The sequence below is a fragment of the Legionella stuttgartensis genome (assembly GCF_977063405.2).
The window spans coordinates 180,346-198,498 of sequence record NZ_CDRUHA020000059.1 but is presented as its reverse complement, the minus strand read 5'-3'; the positions used below and the strand labels follow the sequence as shown (position 1 = coordinate 198,498).

Genomic DNA, 18,153 nt, shown 5'->3' with positions numbered 1-18,153 from the left:
GTATTTTATATAGTTAAACTCTAGAATGTTAAAAAAGGCTTGTCAATGCAATCAGTGAATGAGTCTGAATCCTTTTAGCCGTTAACATTGTTTTTTTGTATTCATATATGAGAAAAATTTAATTAAATCATCCATGTCTTTATCAGATAAAGACTGTTTATCTGAGCCTGTCATCCGGCCTTGTGGGAGAGAGCGAACTGATTTTGGATCGCGAATAAATTTTTTCAATTGAGTGATATCAGGATAATAATCCAACGGATTTTTGGGGCAATTCAAGTCTGGTCCGATATCGCTTTTTCCCACCTTATTTATCCTGTGGCAACCCTCACAATGGCTAATATAAATTTTGTACCCATTAGCAATCGATGCGTTTGTTGTTTTGGGAGGGCTAAGGACATGTAGGTAATTGAGTTCGGGGGTAACTTTTATGGAAGTAACACTCCATGCCCAATATTCTGGTGATATATAGGAGCGCTCAGGATAAAGCCAAATAATCTCATAAGGTCCAGCTGTAAGACCGGTGTGATTGTCAATTATTGGCCATCTTGATTTAGGTTCTATAGCCAGCATTGCTATGGATGCATTCTTACTACAATCCATAATTTTATGTGCGGGAACATAGACATGAAAATTATCTTTGGCTATGAGTTCGATGATATCTTGTTTTCCTATATGCAAGGAAGCCAGTAACTTGCATAAAGGGATGGCTTTGTGGTGCATGACTTTGTTTGGATAAGCGCGGTCATTATTGATCGTTACTTGGGTTAGGTCTCGATGGGATAGCAATTCATCTCGAGTTAAGGTGAACGATTTATTTGGAGTAACAATATGAAGTGTGCTATATGATGATTCACCCGCTGTAGAAGTAGTTTCCCCTATTAGCCAGAGACTAATCAATAAAAAAATATATTTGAATCCGTTCACTTTAACTCCTGGCATTTCAGCTGTTTTATCTAATCGCCAAATCATTTTACATCGATGTAAGAATTTTGCCAGGGTAAATAGAACTACTAGCTATTGTTTTTATTGTAGTTTTTTAAAAATTCAAAAAAAGCATTTAAAGAACTGAAACAGCTGATTTATAAATAGAGTCTCGAAAATAAAATCTTGATTTTTGCGTGCATACTCATCATAGTGCAAATCTAAAACCGATGAAGAAGCGTTATACAACCTCCATTTGACTATGAGTATATTCTTAATAAGGAGTATGAGAAATGGGCTACAAATTTCGTTTAAGCGTTGCATTATTACTGAGTCTGCCAACTCTATTATTTGCAGATGATACCCTGATTTTTGCTGTTGATATTATTCGGCATGGTGATAGGACACCTATTGTTCCGCTTGCAGCTGTAAATTACCAATGGCAAGAAGGCCCAGGTCAGCTAACTGCAGAAGGCATGCAACAAGAATATAAAATGGGCATGCAGTTCCGTAAAAAATATATTGAGCAAACCCATTTATTGCCTGAGTACTACGAGCATGGAACAATGTATGTGCGCTCCACTGATTATGAACGCACCCTAATGAGCGCTCAATCGTTATTAATGGGATTGTATCCGCCTGGGACAGGTCCCAATACGACAGAATCTTCTCTTCCAGCGTTGCCTTACGCTTTCCAGCCCATTCCTGTTTTTAGTGCCCCATCTAAATATGATGAGGTGATTATTCAGCAGATAAGTTCCGCAGAACGAGCCAAATTAATGGAACAATATGTGTACTCTACGACAGAATGGCAACAAAAAAATAATGAGCTCAAGGATAAATACCCTCTTTGGAGTGCTTTGACAGGGATTCAAATTAAAAACTTGGCTAATCTTGAGTTATTAGGCGATGCTTTATACATTCATCAAATACATAACGCACCGATGCCCATTGGATTGAGTAATCAAGATATCGAAACAATCATTAATGTCAGTAACTGGGCTTTTATGGCACAAGAAAAACCTCAAGAAGTGGCAGCTGTCTACAGTTCCAAACTAATGACCAATATCGCCAATTATCTCAATAGCGGTAGCCTGAAAAAATCCAAGCTTAAATACGTTTTATTATCAGCACATGATACGACTATTGCGAGTGCATTGAGCTTTTTAGGATCTCCTTTGCAAATCGCACCGCCGTATGCTTCCAATCTAAATTTCTCACTCTATGAACATGATGCCAATTATTATTTGGTAAAAATCACCTATAATGGTACTCCTGTTTCAATTCCAGCCTGTGGTGGAAGCACATGTGAGTTGCAGCAATTTATAAAACTGGTGAATGGTTCCAAGAATTATTCGATTTAAGATTCTTTTTCTCTCTCGCGAAAGCGAGGGAGGATGAATATTACGTTTCAATTAATTAAAAACGCGATTTTAAATAACTATGTTGATCAGTGGTGATAGGATAGGTATTGGTTTAAGACCTCCTCATTATGCACAAATTGTTTTGCAAAAGCCTAAAATTGATTGGCTGGAAGTGCATACGGAGCACTTTATGAGCGATGGAGGCCCATTATTAGATATTTTATCTGCTATAGGTGAGATTTATCCTATAAGTTTTCATGGTGTAGGATTATCTTTAGGCTCTGTTCAGGGACTATGCAAAAATCATTTAAAACGAATTAAAACATTGGTTAAGCGTTTTGAGCCAGTTCTACTTTCAGATCATTTATCTTGGAGCAATACCGAACGTGCCTATTTACCTGATTTGTTACCTATTCCCTATAATGAAGAAAGTTTAGTGATGATTGCGAATCATATTGATGAAGCTCAAAATTATTTACAAAGAGTATTGCTTATTGAAAACCCATCTTCTTATTTGGAGTATCGAACATCAAGCTACTCAGAGGGGGAGTTTTTAGCGGAGTTAGTTAAACGCACTGGAGCTCAAATTTTACTGGATGTAAATAATATTTATGTTTCTTGTTTTAATCATGGTTGGGATCCTTATCAATACATCCAATCAATTCCTTATGAAAAAGTACAAGAAATTCACTTGGCTGGACATTCATCTCATATGTTTGATGAAAAAAATAGTTTGCTTTTAGATACCCATGATGGACCTGTATGTGAGGAAGTATGGGAATTATATCGATATGCTGTAGATCGCATTGGCCCTGTTCCAACGTTGATGGAGTGGGATGCAGATCTACCTGATTTGGAGGTTTTACTGAATGAAGCAAGAAAATCAGTCAAATATATTAACAATAAAGCAAATACAGAATGATTTTACTCATGCAGTGTTTCATCAAAACAATAATGAACTGATGAAACACATCTGCCAAAATCAAATAAACCCGGAATTTAGGTTCAGCATCTATCGAAACAATATTATGCAGAATTTATGCCGTGCACTAGAAATCACTTATCCCTCAATTTGGAAGCTGATAGGGAAGGAATGTGCCAATCAAATCGCTTCTATGTTTTGTCAAAAAGAAATGAATTTGCCTACTACCAATTGTCTTGATGATTGGGGGACAAATTTCCCTGGATTTTTACAAGAAATCAATTCAATTCAACATCTTGTTTATTTGAAAGATATAGCCCAATTAGAATGGTTGAAACATAAAAGTTATCGTGCCTTAGAGTTCAAAATTCTTAATCCAGTGAAATTACAAAAAAAGTTGGAGCACTCGGGAGAGGTGCGTTTGGTTTTTAATCCATCAGTGTACTTATTTTCATCACTTTATTCATTAAAAGAAATTATTGAGTTCATTGAGCATTCAGATGATAACAAGGTTATAGATTTACAACACATACCTTCCTATGCAGTAATTGCTCGCCAAAACTGTCAGGTGGTGACTCATTGGATTTCCAAAGATCTGTTTCATTGGCTCGTATGCCTCCAAAATCGGACCCATTTAATGCAATCCTATGAATATATATGCAAAATAAACCCTGATTTTGATTTGGTTGCTGGCTTACAATTTATGTTAAAAAATCATTTATTGTGGAAATGCTTGAGTTGAAATATCTCTCTCTTAGAGAGCTTGGTAGTATCTTGGCTAAGTAGGGATGGTTACTTAGCTAAAACGACTAAATCCATAGGGTCATCAACTCCTGCAACATTTCTGGATTTACGTTCTATTTTTTGTGTTTTACTTTTATAGTTTTGTTTTAGCGCTTCAGCTAGTGTAGACGCAGTAGTTAATGCTTTTGAGTGTTCTGCTTTATTGTGTTTTTCTAATTTAGCGGCTAAATTTGCAGTTTCACCGATCACCGTATATTCAAGCCGGTCTGCATTACCAATAACCCCAAAAACGAGCTCACCTACTGCCAATCCCATGCCTACATCAAGGACAAAATTTCCATTTGCTCTACGTGTTTCATTCCATACTGCCAGCATGGCAAGAATTTCATCTACCGCTCTTAAAGCATCTGCTGCATAAGTATTTGAAGGAGTGACAGCACCAAAACTTGCCATGATGCCATCTCCCATAAACTTATCAATCGTGCCATTATGTTTTTGAATAATGGGCACGAGTAAACGTTGATACTCTCCCAGTAATTGGATCAAATCACTTGGCGAAAGGGTTTTCGATGCTTTGGTAAAGCCGCGCATGTCGGTAAATAAAATTGCAGCATGGCGTGTTTCTCCATAACCTGCTTGTAATATTGAGTCAGAGTTAATGATTTTTTCAGCTACACTTAAGTCAAAAAAGCGAGCAAGATCCTTAGCCGCACTGGTTTGTGCTACTGCCTGGAAAAGTGTCTTTTGGGCGCGTCGCAAAACTAATGCCAAAATCACTGTGACTAACGAAATAGACAAAAGTACATCAAATATTGCACCTAAATACACACTTCGGGTGGAGGCATAAGTTACATAGTCCCAGGTAATAACGCTCATGCCTGTGCTGGATAATGTTTGCCAAACAATAACAGTCCAACCTATAACTGCAGTAAAGCCTGAAAGTAATACCCATTCTGGTTCAAAACGCAGCGCACGAAGAGCAATCAAAATATAAACATAATTGATGTGGGTATTTTTTAAATTAATTGTTGCTGAGGTTTCATATTGTAGATAGTAAGTCCAAATAACAAACAGCAGTAAGAACATTTCAGTGATTACAAATAATCCAAGTACCTTAGGGGTTAATTGATCTGTATAAGCAAACCATAATCGCGTTAATATCAAAATAGTAAATAATGATAAACCCAAGGTGGTAGAATGTACTGATGCATTAGGGGTATAACCTACAGGTGTTAAATAGTCTATGACCATGAATAAAAATATAACCCCTAATTGGACGCCTCCAACCAGCAATTCGCTTCGATATTGCTGGGCTTTCATATCATCCCTGATACGTTGCGGTAATTGAGTATAGCTAAGCACTCTTTTCTCCTAAGATGCGATCACATAATCCTTTAGGTAGCATGATGAATTCCTCGGGATCCCCGTCTTTTGTTGCTTGAGCGGCACAAGAGTGTTTCGAAGTGGCACAATCATTTTTATTAACACGTACCACGCCATAACATCGCTCAAATTCTTCCTTTTGGTTTTTTTCAGACAGCCAATCAGTATTTGTATATAACGCTACAAGGGAAGCACTTAAAGCTGCAGCAATGACGGCACTATTTTGCATTTTGCGTTTATTCATAATTCTTAATCCAGTTAGGATATTATAAATATCGTTCTTTAATATGTGTAAAATAATAATCAGGATTTAATGTTTCACCTGTTGCTTGACGCATTAGTTCTGGATAGGTTAATAACCTTCCTTTCTGATGTATATTTTCCCTCAGCCAAGACACCAATGATTTGAAATTACCGCCTTGTAATTGCTCTTTAAGATCAGGAATGGATTTATTTACGGCTGAAAACAATTGAGCTGCAATTAATGCCCCAAAGGTATAAGCGGGGAAGTATCCAAAAATTCCAGATGGCCAATGAACATCTTGCATCACACCATTTTTATCATCGCCTTTTGTAGATAAACCTAGATATTTTTGCATGGAGGAATCCCATACCTCGGGCAAATCAGCAATAGTAATCTCGGAAGAAAACAATTGTTGTTCTATTTCATAACGAAGTATCACATGTAAAGGATAGGTGACTTCATCTGCATCAACACGGATTAACCCTGGTTGTACTTTAGTGTAATGATAAAAAAGATTTTCTGCAGTGATATGTTCTACGTCTTTAAAATAGTTCTGTGCTATGGGCTCAAGAAAACGGAGGTATTCGAGACTTCTGCAAATTTGCATTTCTATAAACAAGGATTGGCTTTCGTGCACAGCCATTCCTAAGGAATGGCCGACCGGTTGTGTGCTCCATTCTTTTGATAGACCTTGTTCATAAAGCGCATGGCCAGTTTCATGGGTAATTGCCATTAAGGATGATAAAAACTCATGGTCGTTATAACGTGTCGTAATGCGAACATCACTGGAAATACCCCCACAGAACGGATGATGGCTTACATCAAGTCGTCCGTGATTAAAATCAAATCCTAGACGAGTCATTATTTCCATACCAAGTTGCTTTTGTTTTTCTATTGGGAAATTGCCTGTAAAATTTTGGATTTGTCTGGTCTTTTGTTTTTCAATGATACTGGGAATAATCCTGGGCAATTCTTGTTTTAATGAATTAAAAATTGAGGTAATTGTGTTGCAATCTAAATCTGGGGAGTACTCGTCAATTAAAACATCCAGCATAGGTTTACTGAACGTTTGTGATTTAATCTCAGCAATGGTTTTTACTTTTTGAAATAGTTTTTCCAGGTACGGTTTAAATGATTTCCAATCATTTTTTGCTCGTAATTCCCGCCACGCTTGGCCGCAAATTAAAGATTCATTAGTAAATTCTTCGACTAAATTTACAGGAATACAGGTTGCCTGAAGATACTCTTTTTCCATCCAATAAAGATTTTTTTGCTGCCATAATGATAAACCGTCAATCTCCTTTGCGTGCTTAATCAAGTCACCAACTTTTTTATTAGTTAACCAATCATGTTGAACAGCACTTAACGTAGCTAAAGCCTCTGCTCGGGCTTTACCTCCACCAGGCGGCATCATTGATGCTTCATCCCAGGAAACAATTGCTGCTAGATTTTCAAAATCATAATACTTTTTAAAATGCTGTTCTAACTGTTGGTATGCATTCATGAAGGGTCTCATTACATTATTTCTATTTAGGCATTTTTTAAATATATATCCATATTGAGATGATTCAAATAAATTTATGTTCTAAGGTGTAAAATGCGTGAGTATAGGTATTGTAAAACTAATGCCAGCTGGCATTTTTTTATATTTGGCTTAGATGTTCGTAATTCCATATCAATGTAAGCTAGTATTGCTAGTTTAGTCAAAATTTAACTGCATTTTATTATTAAAAATTTAATTTAAAATCAATTGCTTGGTCTTGTTTTTAAGGTTTTTTTTCTAAAATAATTAATACAAAGCATAAATTAAATTTGTACATTTGCTCTACCAAAATTTGTAAATTAACTGTAAACTTTTCCATGAAAAGATATGACCGTTACCATGCGTGGTCTTTTCAGAGGTATTTTTATTATCGGATTTCATTATTAATTTTAAAGGAGCAGTCACATGCCTCACACACCATCAGCCTCACCCAAAGTTGAAAAAAGAACTGAAGAAGCAAAAAGTTTAAACAGCTCACAGGACAGTAGCTTTGATGCAAGCAGTTTTGAAGAAAACAGTCTAGAAGCAAGCAGTTTTGAGGAGACTAGTAGTTTTGAAGAGAGCGATGAGGAAAATTACGAATCAAGCGAAGATGAAGGGTATGAATACACTTCTGAAGAGAGTTCGCAACCAACTACGGAGCCTACTGAAGAAGAACAAGCCTCAAAAAATAACGCGCAACGAAGAAATACAAATACACTCTTTGGTTTTACTCCACGTGGTCCTGAAGTTTTTGTCTGTCCCCACGGACATTTACATCTTATAGATTTCAGTGATAACACTTTAGTGTTTATGACACTCCATGCAAGTCCTGAATTAATGCGTATGATGGCACTCGCAACAATATTGGAGGCTCTAGGTTTAAATGAAAAAAATGATCTGAAAGAAAATGTTGGCCCACAAACCGAGCAAAAGCCGGAAGAAGGACCAATAAAAGTTAACGTAGATACAAGTAAGAAAGAAGAAGAAAAGAGCGAAGAGGAAGAAAAGAGCGACGAGTTCGGTTACAGTTACTTTTCAATGTAAGCTCGGATTCCGCAGCTAAAGGCTGCGGAGTTACTCATCTAATATGATTTAACATAAAATGAATATCCAGGATTGATAATTTACTTCAACATCTTATATCATCGCACCTAAAATGCGCCTCTGCAATTTAAAAGGAACTAATAATGCGTATGAAATGGATGTTAATAGGACTCTTTACTTCAATGGCTCACGCCAATTTACCTTATTTCCCTTTAGATTTTCCCAGGGACGAGGCCGCACACCATCAAAACATACCTTACTCATTTGCAAAGATGATTGAATGGTGGTACTTCAATGGCAAACTGGTTACTGACGAGGGGAGACATTTAAGCTTTGATGTGGCTTTGTTTAATGCCGCCATCAATGTAAAAGGACATGTCTATACCCAACCCATGCTTCATATGCAACTTGCTGATTTGGACAATAAAATAGGCTATGGAGTCGCTAAAGACTATTTTCTTAATGACGGTAAATTTAATACTGAAAAATTAAACATTCTTGTAAAAAATGACTACAGCTTACAGAAAAAGGGTCAACAAGGGAAAGAGGTTTACTTGTTAAAAGCCGAAGGACGCCAAAATAACACGGAATTAAAATTCAATTTAATTCTGGAGCCAAAAGCATCGTTTTTCTTAATCAATGAAAACGGACTGATGCCAATGGCTGATAACACCAATTCATATTATTATTCCATACCCCATTTTAAAACCACAGGAACGCTTAAACTCAATGATAAGACGTACCAAGTAAACCTAACTCCTGGTGATGCTTGGATGGATCATCAATGGGGGGACTTCAACCTTGATTCAAATGGTTGGGAGTGGTTTGGAGTGCGCCTGAATAATGGAATTGATGCCAATATCTTCCTTATTTTTAATTTTGACGGTAACAATGTTATTGGCGGGTTAGCAAATGTAATTCTTCCTTCTGGCGAAAAGCGATTTATTTCTTATCAAGATATGGAGGTGGTGCGTGAAAATTATTGGCTTGATCCCGCATTATCAATTCTTTATCCCACTACATACAGGATTAATATACCCAGTATTGGACTGTCATTTACTAATGTTGCCGCTTTTCCCGAGCAGGAAAAACATGGTTATTGGGAAGGATATTGCGAGGTATCAGGAAGTTATAATCAGCAGGAAGTAACTGGTTTTTCTTATACAGAAATTGTCTATAGTACTCCAAGTTTATCTGTTTTCTCCAATCTTGAGAGTAGGGACGAAGTTGGATTTAAATTAGGCAATGTGCAGTGACTAAGTCAATTTGAGACTACAACATATCAGGCTGAGTATAAATGAGATTTTTAATAAAGATAATAATGAAACTTTTTCTATTCTTTCCTTTCCTGGGCATGGTTCTTTTCTTTAAAGCCATTGCGGTCAATGGAGCTCCTGAATCGAAAGAAATTCAACTGAAGGTAAATCAACTTGCAGAAATCAATAAAATAGGTACAAAAGTGGATTCTTCGCAATTGCCAAGTCCCTACAATGAGTTATTGACTCAACCCTTAATGACTAAAAGCATAGAAAAATATTATGCACGCAGTGCCATTATAAAAACAATTTTTGCAGCTCAGGAGCCAGCTAAAAATACTTATCAACGTGCCATTGTAATGTTTATTGATAGCAATAAAGAGAGAAATCAGCCTGATTTAGCACAAACAAAAAAAGAAGTGATTGTCGTTGAATTAGCGTTTATCACGATGAACTTTAATGAGCTGCCAAAAGGTATGATAGAAGAAATACTACATACGAATACTCCTTTTGGTAAATTGCTAGTCAAGTATCATCTGCAAATACTTACACAAGATAGAGCTTATTATAAGGTCAGATGTGACAGTGCATTAGCATCAATGATTCATTGCAATTTAAATGATTTTATTTATGGACGCACCAATACCATTATTAGAGCTGATAATAAAAAATGGTTGGCGCATGTTGTAGAGATTTTACCTAACTCTGCGGAGAAGGGTAGGTGATGTGGATAATTCCCTTCACCCTAACTCTCTCCCAATCATGTGAGAAGGGATTCGAGGTGAAGAAAACAAAGCTTTCCCTTCTCCCCTTGGGGAGAAGGTGCCCATAGGGCGGATGAGGGGAGATGATAAGAAGATAATTACTCTACTCCTCTCCGAGAATCCACTGAATAATGCACATTAAATGTTTATTATGTTATTATAAAATTCAATTTTTCATAATGTCCTGATGGGACCTCAATCATTTAAAATAAAGGAACGTGGTGATTTATGTGGAATGAAAAAGTAACAAAACCTTTTCTAGTTATTTATATTGGTTTGTTGTTTCTTGCAACGTTTTTCATTATTCCAACAGTAACCAGTTTCTATTATTACGCCTGGGGAAAACAATTAGCTTGGTCGTATTTTGATGGGCCACCCATGATCGCTTATTTCTTCCATATTTCTAGGGCAATTTTTGGTGATACCTTTTTTTCAATTAATATTATTGGTTTTTTATGCTTGGTTGTAGGAGCTTATTATATATACAAAACCGGTTCGCTCTTACACAATCAGCAGACAGGATTAATTAGTGCGCTAATATGGGTTGTTTTGCCTACTACCACAGAAAGTGTTTTTGTTCGTGTGCTATACGATGCGCCATTGAATTTATTTACTATTCTGTCATTTTATTCTTTTGCGCGTTACATTTCATACAAACGTATTCTTGATGTGTATCTATGTGCTTTGTTTATTGGAGCCATGGTTTTATCTAAGTATACTGCTGTTGTCAGTGTGATGGGACTTTTTTTGTATGTTATTTTTTCCAAGCAGCGGGAACTTTTTAAAAATGTACATTTTTATTTAGCCTGCCTAATAATTATTTTAATGATCGCTCCTGTTATCTATTGGAATATCCAGCATGATTGGATCTCAATTACTTATTTATTAAATTTCCACAGTCAAACTCAAAATCATACTACGATATCCCATAGTCTCTTAAGGCTTATAAGTACATTAGTCATCAATTTTTCAGTCTTTCTCTTGTTGACTGTATTTGGATGGTATAAGTATCGGAAAAATCAAACTACGTCCAATAACCCAGTTTTGGAACTGACTTATGCAGTATTATTTGTAGGGTTATTATTTTGGTTTATATCAACACTGTTGGGTGGAAGTGCCCGTGCGATTTACTTAACACCTCTAGGAATGAACATTGCCTTAGCAACAGGGTATTTGATTACACAATATAATTACCACCGTCTTTTTAAAATCTGCTACCCAGTTTTTTTAGTCTTTAGCCTCGTGGTGATCGTTGTTAATTCATGGCCAATCGCAACCTATATGAAAAAAGGGAAATTTTATACGGTACTACAAAAAGCAATTAATGAGCCCGAGCTCATAAAGAAAGGACAGCCTATAGTAGCCGGATATTATACGAATGCTTCAGCGTTGAATTTTTTTATGCCCAATGAGTCTGTTCATGCAATTCCTTGCAATGACATCAATCAATATCAATACTGGGATAAAGCATTTTTAGAGGCAATTTCCAAAGGAGAAATTGCTAAAATATACTATTTTGATTTTAAAGATACAAAACAATGCCCAGAACAATTTTTTAATCAATGTCGATCTGTGGCAACAATATCTCATAATAAGATCATTCCCGTAATTCACAAATTGACTAAGCCGCGATATTTGTATGTGTACGAATGTTCATCGCCACGTATCCAATTTTCTAACGCAAAGACATAAAATGCGTCGGGGAAACAGGAGCATTATTGCTTGAGCGTGAATAGCTCAAGTTGCTCCTGGAGTTTATTTCCTGGTTCTGATTTTTTGATTGCACTCATAATCTTATAAAGTAATAATACATTTCGAATTCAACCAGTCGCAAACAAGTTGTGTTTGTATGGCTTTATTTCTTTAAGGATGATAAATGAAACAAAAACTGCTCATTGGATTTACAGCTGTTGCCCTGACCTTCGCAAGCATATCCTATGCTGATTTTACTTTTTATTCTGGTTCAAGTAACTGTGAAGATATTCCTGGAAATTGGGCTGGATCAGGTAAGGCTTCTAATTGGTTGATAGGGGAGTGCAACTATAACGGAGCAGGAACAGTAGGAGCTTTAGATAGTACAGGTCATTTTGTTATTGAAGTTAATGCAGACAAGCGTTCAGGAAGTCTTATATGTCCGCAACATCATTCAACGAAACTGCGTGGAATTTGTGTTAATGGAACGGTGACCATTAAAACAGAATACGGTAACTTGAGCGGTGTTTTTTCAAAAAATTCAGGAAGCGCGAAAGGAAAACTTACTGTTTCCCCTGGTATGGATGTCGATGTTGCTATTCAATTTAAACGAGCTGGTTAGAGAGTTAAATTGCGCGGGGGTGAAATTTAGCAGTCCCTGGTCTAAATTTCACTTCACTGCGCCTTGATTTACATTGCAATAGACCTTTTAGTTTAATGATTTTTTTAACGTTACTATATGCTGATAGGCTTCATTTATTCGTTCTTGGCTGATTTCTCCAGATTGAACTTTGGCTTCAATGATATTAATGACTTGAACTGGATCTTGTGAGGGAACTGTTAAATTATTACCAAACATCAGCATATCCGCACCCGCATTGATAGCTAATACTAAAGCTTGCTCCAGCCCATAATTATCGCTAATTGCCTTCATTTGCATGTCATCAGTGATAATAACCCCGCGGAAATGGAGCTGATTACGGAGAATATCTGTTAATATTTTATGGGATAGCGTTGCTGGCAATCCCGATGGATCTAATTGACGGTTCACGATATGTGCGGTCATAACGACACCACACGCCTCAGATGAACTCAGTAAGCGTTTAAAGGGTTCTAATTCATAAGTTCGCCAAGTATCGGTAACATCCACAAAACCTTGATGTGAGTCATTAACAGAGCTGCCATGTCCAGGAAAGTGTTTATAAGCACATTGAATTTTTTGATTTAAGAAATGATGGCTGTAAATATTTGCATAGCGTGTGACTTGTTTGGGATCACTAGAAAAACTTCGATCTTTTTTTCCAATAACTGGATTATCAGGGTTAACATTTACATCCAATTCTGGGGCAAAGTCTAAGTTAAACTCCGCCATTTTTAGAGTATGAGCCATGGGTGCAGCAGTAGTTTCTGCTTCTTTAACACTTCTTTTACCGACTTCGGCTGCAGATAAAGTCGATGGAAATCCATATTGCTTTCCTAAACGATTGACTTGTCCACCTTCATAATCTACAGAAATTAATAGAGGTAATTGCTGTCGATGATGTTTTAAATTACCTTGTTCCGCAAAATATTGGAGTTCATGATTCAGTTTTTTTACTTGTTCTGGGGTTTCAATGTTTTTGTCAAACGTTTGTGTACGGAAGTTGTAGTCAAATAAAATGACGCCGCCAATATTATGTTCTTCAATTGTTTTTACTATTGGAGATTGATTGTTAATTTGTTTACCATCAAAACCTACAAGAAGCATTTGACCAATCTTATCTCGTAAACTTACTTCGGTTTTAATACCAGCGAGACAACTCGCAGAGAAAAATAAAGTGAGAAATAGTGAAAAAAAATAATTCATATGTGGGCCATATATCTACCAAATGAGTCGAATTTTACCACTTAGTTTGTTTTTGTTCAATCTGAATCATATTTATCCTTAAATTTCTAGTGTACCGAAATGATAAGCGTTGCTATTATTTCTCTATCCCATAATTTATAGGTATATGCTATGACTACTGCGAGTGAATACTTTAATGAGAATTGGCAACGTTATCAAAGCACCATTAAAAATAATACCTTATATCATCGTGAAATGGTGCAGGCATTACAAAAATTTCTCTCGATTCATATAGGAAATCGCCCTTTTTCTTTTGTGGATGTTGGGTGTGGTGACAGCAGTACGGTTGTTTCTGTACTTGCAGCTACTTCAATAGAAAAATACATAGGTATCGACGCAGCACCAGATGTTTTAAAAATGGCAGAGAAAACTCTTGCCTTACTTAAGTGTAAAAAAGAGTTTATTGCGGATAATATGACGGTCGCGCTTCCTCGTTTATCAGACCCAGTGGATGTGATTTTTACAAGTTATGCCGTCCATCATTTGTCCCTCCACGATAAAAACCATTTCATTGCTACATGCAAACAAAAACTAAATCCTAATGGTTTTTTGTTAATGGTTGATGGGGTTCTCAAACAGGATCAGACAAGGGATGAATGGTTGGAGGCATTGAAATCACGTATCGGTGAAAGCAACCCTGAAATCACCAGTGATGAGATTATGGCACGGATGGAGCATCCACGCGCTGATGATTACCCCGAGTACATTGATACTTTTGCCCAAATTGCTCGTGAGCAATCTTGGAGTAATTTTCAAGTTCTTGTCGATAAAGGAATATTTGCTTTTATGGCATTTACTAAATAACTTTTTAAGCGAGCAAATCTCCGGGTTAGGGTTGTCGCTCCAAATCCTGATACGCCACTAAGTAAATAATTGTGCTTTTATTGTATTCATATAGATTTTATCAATGATTCCGATAATCAATGAAGCCGGGCCTGGGGCACTGCTTGAAGTAGGCCCAACGCATTCAGCATAGAAATGTACTGCATTTTTAGCGGCTAAAAATGGATCTTCTATTACCGAATTGAAAACACTGATAATTGCTGAAAGTAAATTACTTATCCCAGCCACTTTTTGTACCAGCTCTGAATCAAAATTAAATTGATCGATTTGATCCGCGTTGACAACGAGATGTCTTTTCCCACTGACAACCACAGATAGTTTATATTTTTTTGATAATGACTTTGCGTTATCTAGTATTGTTTTCTCTTTGAGTAGAGAGTTGTTGTCTTGGATTACGAGTTCATTAGTTACTAAACTTGCAATTTCATTAGGATAGCCGCGGACAATTGAAATTTGATGTTTTTTTATCATATTGGTTGCAACATCTGTTCGGTATCGAGTTGCACCGGCTCCTACAGGATCCAAAATAATAGGAATATTCTTTTGGTTTGCTATCTTACATATATGATTACTTAATTTAACAAATGGGTTATCTAATTTTCCTAGATTAATAACTACGGCTTTAGAAATTCCCAGTAATTCTTCAACTTCTTCTTCTGCACTACACATTAATGGGAAGCCACCAATACTACGTATCCCACTTGCTACATAACCCATAGGGAAATAATTGGTAATGTTTAATATAAAAGGTTTTTGTTGTCTTATTTTCCTTAAGGCTTCATTTACTTCCGGTGTCATGAAAAAATCCATTTTTCAATAAGTTTAATTGAAATTACTTTAGCGTACTTTTTGATTTACAACTACTGAATTTATAAATATGTGAATTCTTAACAGCGAGTATAAGGGATACAACTTCTTTAAAAAGGCTCATTTGCTTTTTCAAGGATGTCGAACTAAGTTTAAATTTGGAAGGAATTTTAATCTCAAGGAGAGTATAAATGTCAAAACATAATAAATTTAAAAATGAGTCACAAGATGCACGTCGCCATGATCAACAGCACTCTGCTCATCCTGATAAGATGAAACCTACCCATGAAAAAACCAAATTAGAATCTCATTCTAATAAAAAGAAATAAAATAAATTATAAATTCAGGCCTTACCTTGGGGTCAAGGTAAGGCCTTGTTTAGCCATTTTAGTAGCAACGTAATTGTCCCCAAACATTTCGCCAACATCCTGGATGATATGGGGCTGGTCTTGCATTAGGGCCGGGGCTATTGTATACGCACATACCATACATATTTCGATGATATCCATGTCCGCAACCTTGAGCTGCGCTGGCAATAGACGTATAACCTACGGCGAAGAATAATGAACCTACTATAATACTTGTACGTAATATTTTTGAAACACAGGAACTGGTATTCATTACATCCTCCTTGGGTTTTACTTTTTTTCACTCAGCTTAAGTATAGAATTTATTTTGTGATTTGCATAAATTTTAATCAAATATATTTGTTGGTTTTCTACATAGTTATAAAGCGTTCAAATGCTACCATTCGCCATCCCATAAGCTTAATTGTTGGCATGATAAATCTTCTTTTTTACGAAACGTACTTATTTCTAAATCAGGAGCAGGTTCAATATTTAACCTAAATTTTTTACAAGCAAGATGGAATCGAGTTTTTAAGAGATTGGCATATTCTCCCTCACCACGCATTCGAACCCCAAATCGTGAATCGTATTCTTTCCCGCCGCGCATTTGGCGAATGAGGCTCATCACATGCTCGGCTCTTTGCGGAAAGTGTTTGCTAAGCCATTCTTTAAATAATTCTTTTACTTCGTGAGGCAGTCTAATTAACACATAACTGGCATGCCTAGCACCAGCCTCTGCCGCAGCGTGCATGATTTTTTCCAGTTCCATGTCATTGATCATAGGAATGATAGGGGCAATCATGACACGAGATGGTATACCGTTTTCAGTTAAGTGTTTTATTATTCTGATTCTGCCTGAAGGAGCTGTCGTTCTTGGCTCCATAATCCGTTTCAGATCTTTTGAAAGCGAGGTTATACTTACAGCAACGCGAACTAAATTTTGTTCGGCCATAGCGGACAATATATCCAAATCGCGTTCTATAAGCGCATTTTTCGTTATAATGATAACAGGATGACGATGATGAGCTAATACGTTTAAAAGACTACGTGTAATGGCAAGCTTTGCTTCTGCAGGTTGATAGGGATCTGTATTTGCCCCTAAGACAATGGGTTTGCATCTGTAACTTTTTTTATTAATTTCTTTTTCCAAAAGTTTTGCAGCATCTACTTTATAGAAGATTTTGGTTTCAAAATCGATTCCTGAAGACAAGTTAACATAAGAATGACTGGGCCTGGCATAACAATAAATACATCCATGCTCGCAGCCTCGATAAGGATTAATTGATTGTTCAAAACCAATATCTGGGGAGTCATTATGACTAATGAGTGATTTGGAGTGTTCGGGCAATAAAAATGTTTGTAAAGGAGGAAGGATATCTTCCTCTATATCCCAGCCATCAGCAAAATGTTCACGGGTTTGTGGTTCAAATCGGCCATCTGAATTGCTTAGAGCACCTCTATTTTTAAGAGTTTGATTGGGTTTCATAACAACAAGGAGTTAGCTAAATTGCTGTTTATTGTATCATTAATGCCCAAAGAAACAGAGGAAAAGAATTGGAGACTGTTTTATTGATTAGGCCGATTTATTACTGAGGCAGTCATTCTCGAAATGCAGGTTAGCTTTCCTTCTTCATTAAAAATTTTAACTTCCCAAACTTGAGTAGAGCGTCCTAGATGAAGCGGAGCGGTAAGTGCTGTGACAATCCCTTCTTTAACAGAGCGAATATGATTGGCATTAATTTCCAAGCCAACACAAAAAAATTGATTCACATCAATAACTCCGTTTGCCGCAGTACTTGCTATGGTTTCTGATAAGGCGACATTAGCCCCTCCATGAAGAATACCTATAGGCTGTCTGGTGCGCGCATTCACTGGCATGGTTGCTTTTAAAAAATCATCACCTATTTCAATAAATTGGATACCAAGAAATTCAGACATCGTATTTTTTCCAAATCGATTGAGATCTTCTAGAGTAATTTCTCTAAACCATATAGCCATAGTTATCTCCTTTTTATTAGAGTTTTTTGCATTTCTGCTATCAAGTTAGTGAAATGTAAAAAGACATTAAAATAAGATAAACTTTATTTCTCCAAAAACCAAGTAAGAACTATTATGGCAAATCAAGCATGTATGAGATGTTATATATCGGGAAAAGTACAAGGAGTATGGTATCGCGCCTCAGCACAAAGAGAAGCGATGAAATTGGAAATTACAGGATGGGCGCGAAATCTGGATGACGGACGCGTAGAAGTTTTTGCTTGCGGTAAGGCTGACAAGTTAAAACTATTTTATTCATGGTTAAAAAAGGGCCCCCAACTTGCTGTTGTAGATGAATGTACTTATGAAGAAGTTATTTGGCAGGAATATCAAGGCTTTGATACTTTTTAATTAACACATAGCGATAACTGGGGT

At 36.5% G+C, this 18,153-nt stretch carries 20 protein-coding genes; 11 read left to right on the top strand and 9 right to left on the bottom strand.

Features of this window, described 5'->3' with window-relative positions; translation table 11 throughout:
* Positions 1-81: 81 nt before the first annotated feature.
* On the bottom strand, positions 82-969 hold the full coding sequence (locus ACWTEW_RS19070) for a c-type cytochrome (protein WP_454783234.1): 888 nt from the start codon (positions 967-969) through the stop codon (positions 82-84).
* A 245-nt stretch (positions 970-1,214) separates the two neighbouring features.
* Between ACWTEW_RS19070 and ACWTEW_RS19065 the strand changes: the two genes are divergently transcribed.
* The 3 genes from ACWTEW_RS19065 (at position 1,215) to ACWTEW_RS19055 (ending at position 3,949) form a co-directional block, all read left to right on the top strand.
* Positions 1,215-2,285 carry a histidine phosphatase family protein gene (locus tag ACWTEW_RS19065; protein ID WP_454783233.1) on the top strand — a complete coding sequence of 357 codons (1,071 nt, stop codon included), beginning with the start codon at positions 1,215-1,217 and terminating at the stop codon, positions 2,283-2,285.
* Positions 2,286-2,364: 79 nt separating this feature from the next.
* Positions 2,365-3,207 (top strand): MNIO family bufferin maturase, encoded by an 843-nt coding sequence (gene bufB / locus ACWTEW_RS19060; protein WP_454783232.1) that lies wholly within the window; start codon positions 2,365-2,367, stop codon positions 3,205-3,207.
* Entirely contained in the window at positions 3,155-3,949 is a 795-nt protein-coding gene (locus ACWTEW_RS19055) for an HvfC/BufC N-terminal domain-containing protein (protein WP_454783231.1), read from the top strand. The genes bufB and ACWTEW_RS19055 overlap by 53 nt, the downstream gene beginning before the upstream one ends.
* A 50-nt stretch (positions 3,950-3,999) precedes the next feature.
* On the opposite strand, the gene ACWTEW_RS19050 is transcribed toward ACWTEW_RS19055, so the two are convergent.
* The 3 genes from ACWTEW_RS19050 to ACWTEW_RS19040 are packed head-to-tail and all read right to left on the bottom strand — an operon-like array spanning position 4,000 to position 7,082.
* Positions 4,000-5,313, bottom strand: a complete 1,314-nt coding sequence (locus tag ACWTEW_RS19050; RefSeq protein WP_454783230.1) for an adenylate/guanylate cyclase domain-containing protein — start codon at positions 5,311-5,313, stop codon at positions 4,000-4,002.
* A complete protein-coding gene (locus tag ACWTEW_RS19045) occupies positions 5,306-5,578 on the bottom strand; it encodes a BufA1 family periplasmic bufferin-type metallophore (RefSeq protein ID WP_454783229.1) in 273 nt (90 codons plus the stop codon). The genes ACWTEW_RS19050 and ACWTEW_RS19045 overlap by 8 nt, the downstream gene beginning before the upstream one ends.
* 22 nt (positions 5,579-5,600) lie before the next feature.
* Positions 5,601-7,082 carry a carboxypeptidase M32 gene (locus tag ACWTEW_RS19040; protein WP_454783228.1) on the bottom strand — a complete coding sequence of 494 codons (1,482 nt, stop codon included), beginning with the start codon at positions 7,080-7,082 and terminating at the stop codon, positions 5,601-5,603.
* A 444-nt stretch (positions 7,083-7,526) separates the two neighbouring features.
* Here ACWTEW_RS19040 and ACWTEW_RS19035 point away from each other — a divergent pair, with 444 nt between their 5' ends.
* The 5 genes from ACWTEW_RS19035 (at position 7,527) to ACWTEW_RS19015 (ending at position 12,481) form a co-directional block, all read left to right on the top strand.
* On the top strand, positions 7,527-8,147 hold the full coding sequence (locus ACWTEW_RS19035) for a hypothetical protein (protein ID WP_454783227.1): 621 nt from the start codon (positions 7,527-7,529) through the stop codon (positions 8,145-8,147).
* A 143-nt stretch (positions 8,148-8,290) separates the two neighbouring features.
* Entirely contained in the window at positions 8,291-9,403 is a 1,113-nt protein-coding gene (locus ACWTEW_RS19030) for a lipocalin-like domain-containing protein (RefSeq protein WP_454783226.1), read from the top strand.
* 41 nt (positions 9,404-9,444) lie between these two features.
* Complete coding sequence (locus ACWTEW_RS19025; RefSeq protein ID WP_454783225.1) at positions 9,445-10,128, top strand: hypothetical protein; 684 nt, start codon at positions 9,445-9,447, stop codon at positions 10,126-10,128.
* A gap of 267 nt (positions 10,129-10,395) precedes the next feature.
* Complete coding sequence (locus ACWTEW_RS19020; RefSeq protein WP_454783224.1) at positions 10,396-11,859, top strand: ArnT family glycosyltransferase; 1,464 nt, start codon at positions 10,396-10,398, stop codon at positions 11,857-11,859.
* 184 nt (positions 11,860-12,043) lie between these two features.
* Complete coding sequence (locus ACWTEW_RS19015) at positions 12,044-12,481, top strand: hypothetical protein (RefSeq protein ID WP_454783223.1); 438 nt, start codon at positions 12,044-12,046, stop codon at positions 12,479-12,481.
* 87 nt (positions 12,482-12,568) lie between these two features.
* Here ACWTEW_RS19015 and ACWTEW_RS19010 read toward each other — a convergent pair whose 3' ends face one another.
* A complete protein-coding gene (locus tag ACWTEW_RS19010; protein WP_454783222.1) occupies positions 12,569-13,705 on the bottom strand; it encodes a glycoside hydrolase family 3 protein in 1,137 nt (378 codons plus the stop codon).
* A gap of 150 nt (positions 13,706-13,855) precedes the next feature.
* Between ACWTEW_RS19010 and ACWTEW_RS19005 the strand changes: the two genes are divergently transcribed.
* Positions 13,856-14,548: a class I SAM-dependent methyltransferase gene (locus ACWTEW_RS19005; protein WP_454783221.1), complete on the top strand. Its 693-nt coding sequence runs from the start codon at positions 13,856-13,858 to the stop codon at positions 14,546-14,548.
* Positions 14,549-14,605: 57 nt separating this feature from the next.
* On the opposite strand, the gene thiM is transcribed toward ACWTEW_RS19005, so the two are convergent.
* On the bottom strand, positions 14,606-15,385 hold the full coding sequence (gene thiM, locus ACWTEW_RS19000; protein ID WP_454783220.1) for a hydroxyethylthiazole kinase: 780 nt from the start codon (positions 15,383-15,385) through the stop codon (positions 14,606-14,608).
* A gap of 200 nt (positions 15,386-15,585) precedes the next feature.
* Here thiM and ACWTEW_RS18995 point away from each other — a divergent pair, with 200 nt between their 5' ends.
* Positions 15,586-15,723 (top strand): hypothetical protein, encoded by a 138-nt coding sequence (locus tag ACWTEW_RS18995; protein WP_454783219.1) that lies wholly within the window; start codon positions 15,586-15,588, stop codon positions 15,721-15,723.
* A gap of 58 nt (positions 15,724-15,781) precedes the next feature.
* Here ACWTEW_RS18995 and ACWTEW_RS18990 read toward each other — a convergent pair whose 3' ends face one another.
* From ACWTEW_RS18990 to ACWTEW_RS18980, 3 genes are all read right to left on the bottom strand, one after another.
* Positions 15,782-16,015 (bottom strand): GCG_CRPN prefix-to-repeats domain-containing protein, encoded by a 234-nt coding sequence (locus ACWTEW_RS18990; RefSeq protein WP_454783218.1) that lies wholly within the window; start codon positions 16,013-16,015, stop codon positions 15,782-15,784.
* A 123-nt stretch (positions 16,016-16,138) separates the two neighbouring features.
* Positions 16,139-17,227, bottom strand: a complete 1,089-nt coding sequence (locus ACWTEW_RS18985) for a PA0069 family radical SAM protein (protein ID WP_454783217.1) — start codon at positions 17,225-17,227, stop codon at positions 16,139-16,141.
* 80 nt (positions 17,228-17,307) lie between these two features.
* Positions 17,308-17,739: a hotdog fold thioesterase gene (locus ACWTEW_RS18980; RefSeq protein ID WP_454783216.1), complete on the bottom strand. Its 432-nt coding sequence runs from the start codon at positions 17,737-17,739 to the stop codon at positions 17,308-17,310.
* 114 nt (positions 17,740-17,853) lie between these two features.
* Here ACWTEW_RS18980 and ACWTEW_RS18975 point away from each other — a divergent pair, with 114 nt between their 5' ends.
* Positions 17,854-18,129, top strand: coding sequence for an acylphosphatase (locus tag ACWTEW_RS18975; protein WP_454783215.1), 276 nt, complete (start codon positions 17,854-17,856; stop codon positions 18,127-18,129).
* Positions 18,130-18,153: the final 24 nt, after the last annotated feature.

Bases quoted from the DNA above. Each gene is read 5' to 3' on its own strand.
- ACWTEW_RS19030 (WP_454783226.1), top strand. From the start codon at position 8,291: ATGCGTATGAAATGGATGTTAATAGGACTCTTTACTTCAATGGCTCAC.
- ACWTEW_RS18990 (WP_454783218.1), bottom strand. From the start codon at position 16,015: ATGAATACCAGTTCCTGTGTTTCAAAAATATTACGTACAAGTATTATA.
- ACWTEW_RS19025 (WP_454783225.1), top strand. From the start codon at position 9,445: ATGAGATTTTTAATAAAGATAATAATGAAACTTTTTCTATTCTTTCCT.
- ACWTEW_RS19070 (WP_454783234.1), bottom strand. From the start codon at position 969: ATGATTTGGCGATTAGATAAAACAGCTGAAATGCCAGGAGTTAAAGTG.
- ACWTEW_RS19015 (WP_454783223.1), top strand. From the start codon at position 12,044: ATGAAACAAAAACTGCTCATTGGATTTACAGCTGTTGCCCTGACCTTC.
- ACWTEW_RS18995 (WP_454783219.1), top strand. From the start codon at position 15,586: ATGTCAAAACATAATAAATTTAAAAATGAGTCACAAGATGCACGTCGC.
- ACWTEW_RS19020 (WP_454783224.1), top strand. From the start codon at position 10,396: ATGTGGAATGAAAAAGTAACAAAACCTTTTCTAGTTATTTATATTGGT.
- ACWTEW_RS19010 (WP_454783222.1), bottom strand. From the start codon at position 13,705: ATGAATTATTTTTTTTCACTATTTCTCACTTTATTTTTCTCTGCGAGT.
- ACWTEW_RS19065 (WP_454783233.1), top strand. From the start codon at position 1,215: ATGGGCTACAAATTTCGTTTAAGCGTTGCATTATTACTGAGTCTGCCA.
- ACWTEW_RS19055 (WP_454783231.1), top strand. From the start codon at position 3,155: ATGAAGCAAGAAAATCAGTCAAATATATTAACAATAAAGCAAATACAG.
- ACWTEW_RS18975 (WP_454783215.1), top strand. From the start codon at position 17,854: ATGGCAAATCAAGCATGTATGAGATGTTATATATCGGGAAAAGTACAA.
- thiM (WP_454783220.1), bottom strand. From the start codon at position 15,385: ATGACACCGGAAGTAAATGAAGCCTTAAGGAAAATAAGACAACAAAAA.
- ACWTEW_RS19040 (WP_454783228.1), bottom strand. From the start codon at position 7,082: ATGAATGCATACCAACAGTTAGAACAGCATTTTAAAAAGTATTATGAT.
- ACWTEW_RS18985 (WP_454783217.1), bottom strand. From the start codon at position 17,227: ATGAAACCCAATCAAACTCTTAAAAATAGAGGTGCTCTAAGCAATTCA.
- ACWTEW_RS18980 (WP_454783216.1), bottom strand. From the start codon at position 17,739: ATGGCTATATGGTTTAGAGAAATTACTCTAGAAGATCTCAATCGATTT.
- ACWTEW_RS19005 (WP_454783221.1), top strand. From the start codon at position 13,856: ATGACTACTGCGAGTGAATACTTTAATGAGAATTGGCAACGTTATCAA.
- bufB (WP_454783232.1), top strand. From the start codon at position 2,365: ATGTTGATCAGTGGTGATAGGATAGGTATTGGTTTAAGACCTCCTCAT.
- ACWTEW_RS19045 (WP_454783229.1), bottom strand. From the start codon at position 5,578: ATGAATAAACGCAAAATGCAAAATAGTGCCGTCATTGCTGCAGCTTTA.
- ACWTEW_RS19035 (WP_454783227.1), top strand. From the start codon at position 7,527: ATGCCTCACACACCATCAGCCTCACCCAAAGTTGAAAAAAGAACTGAA.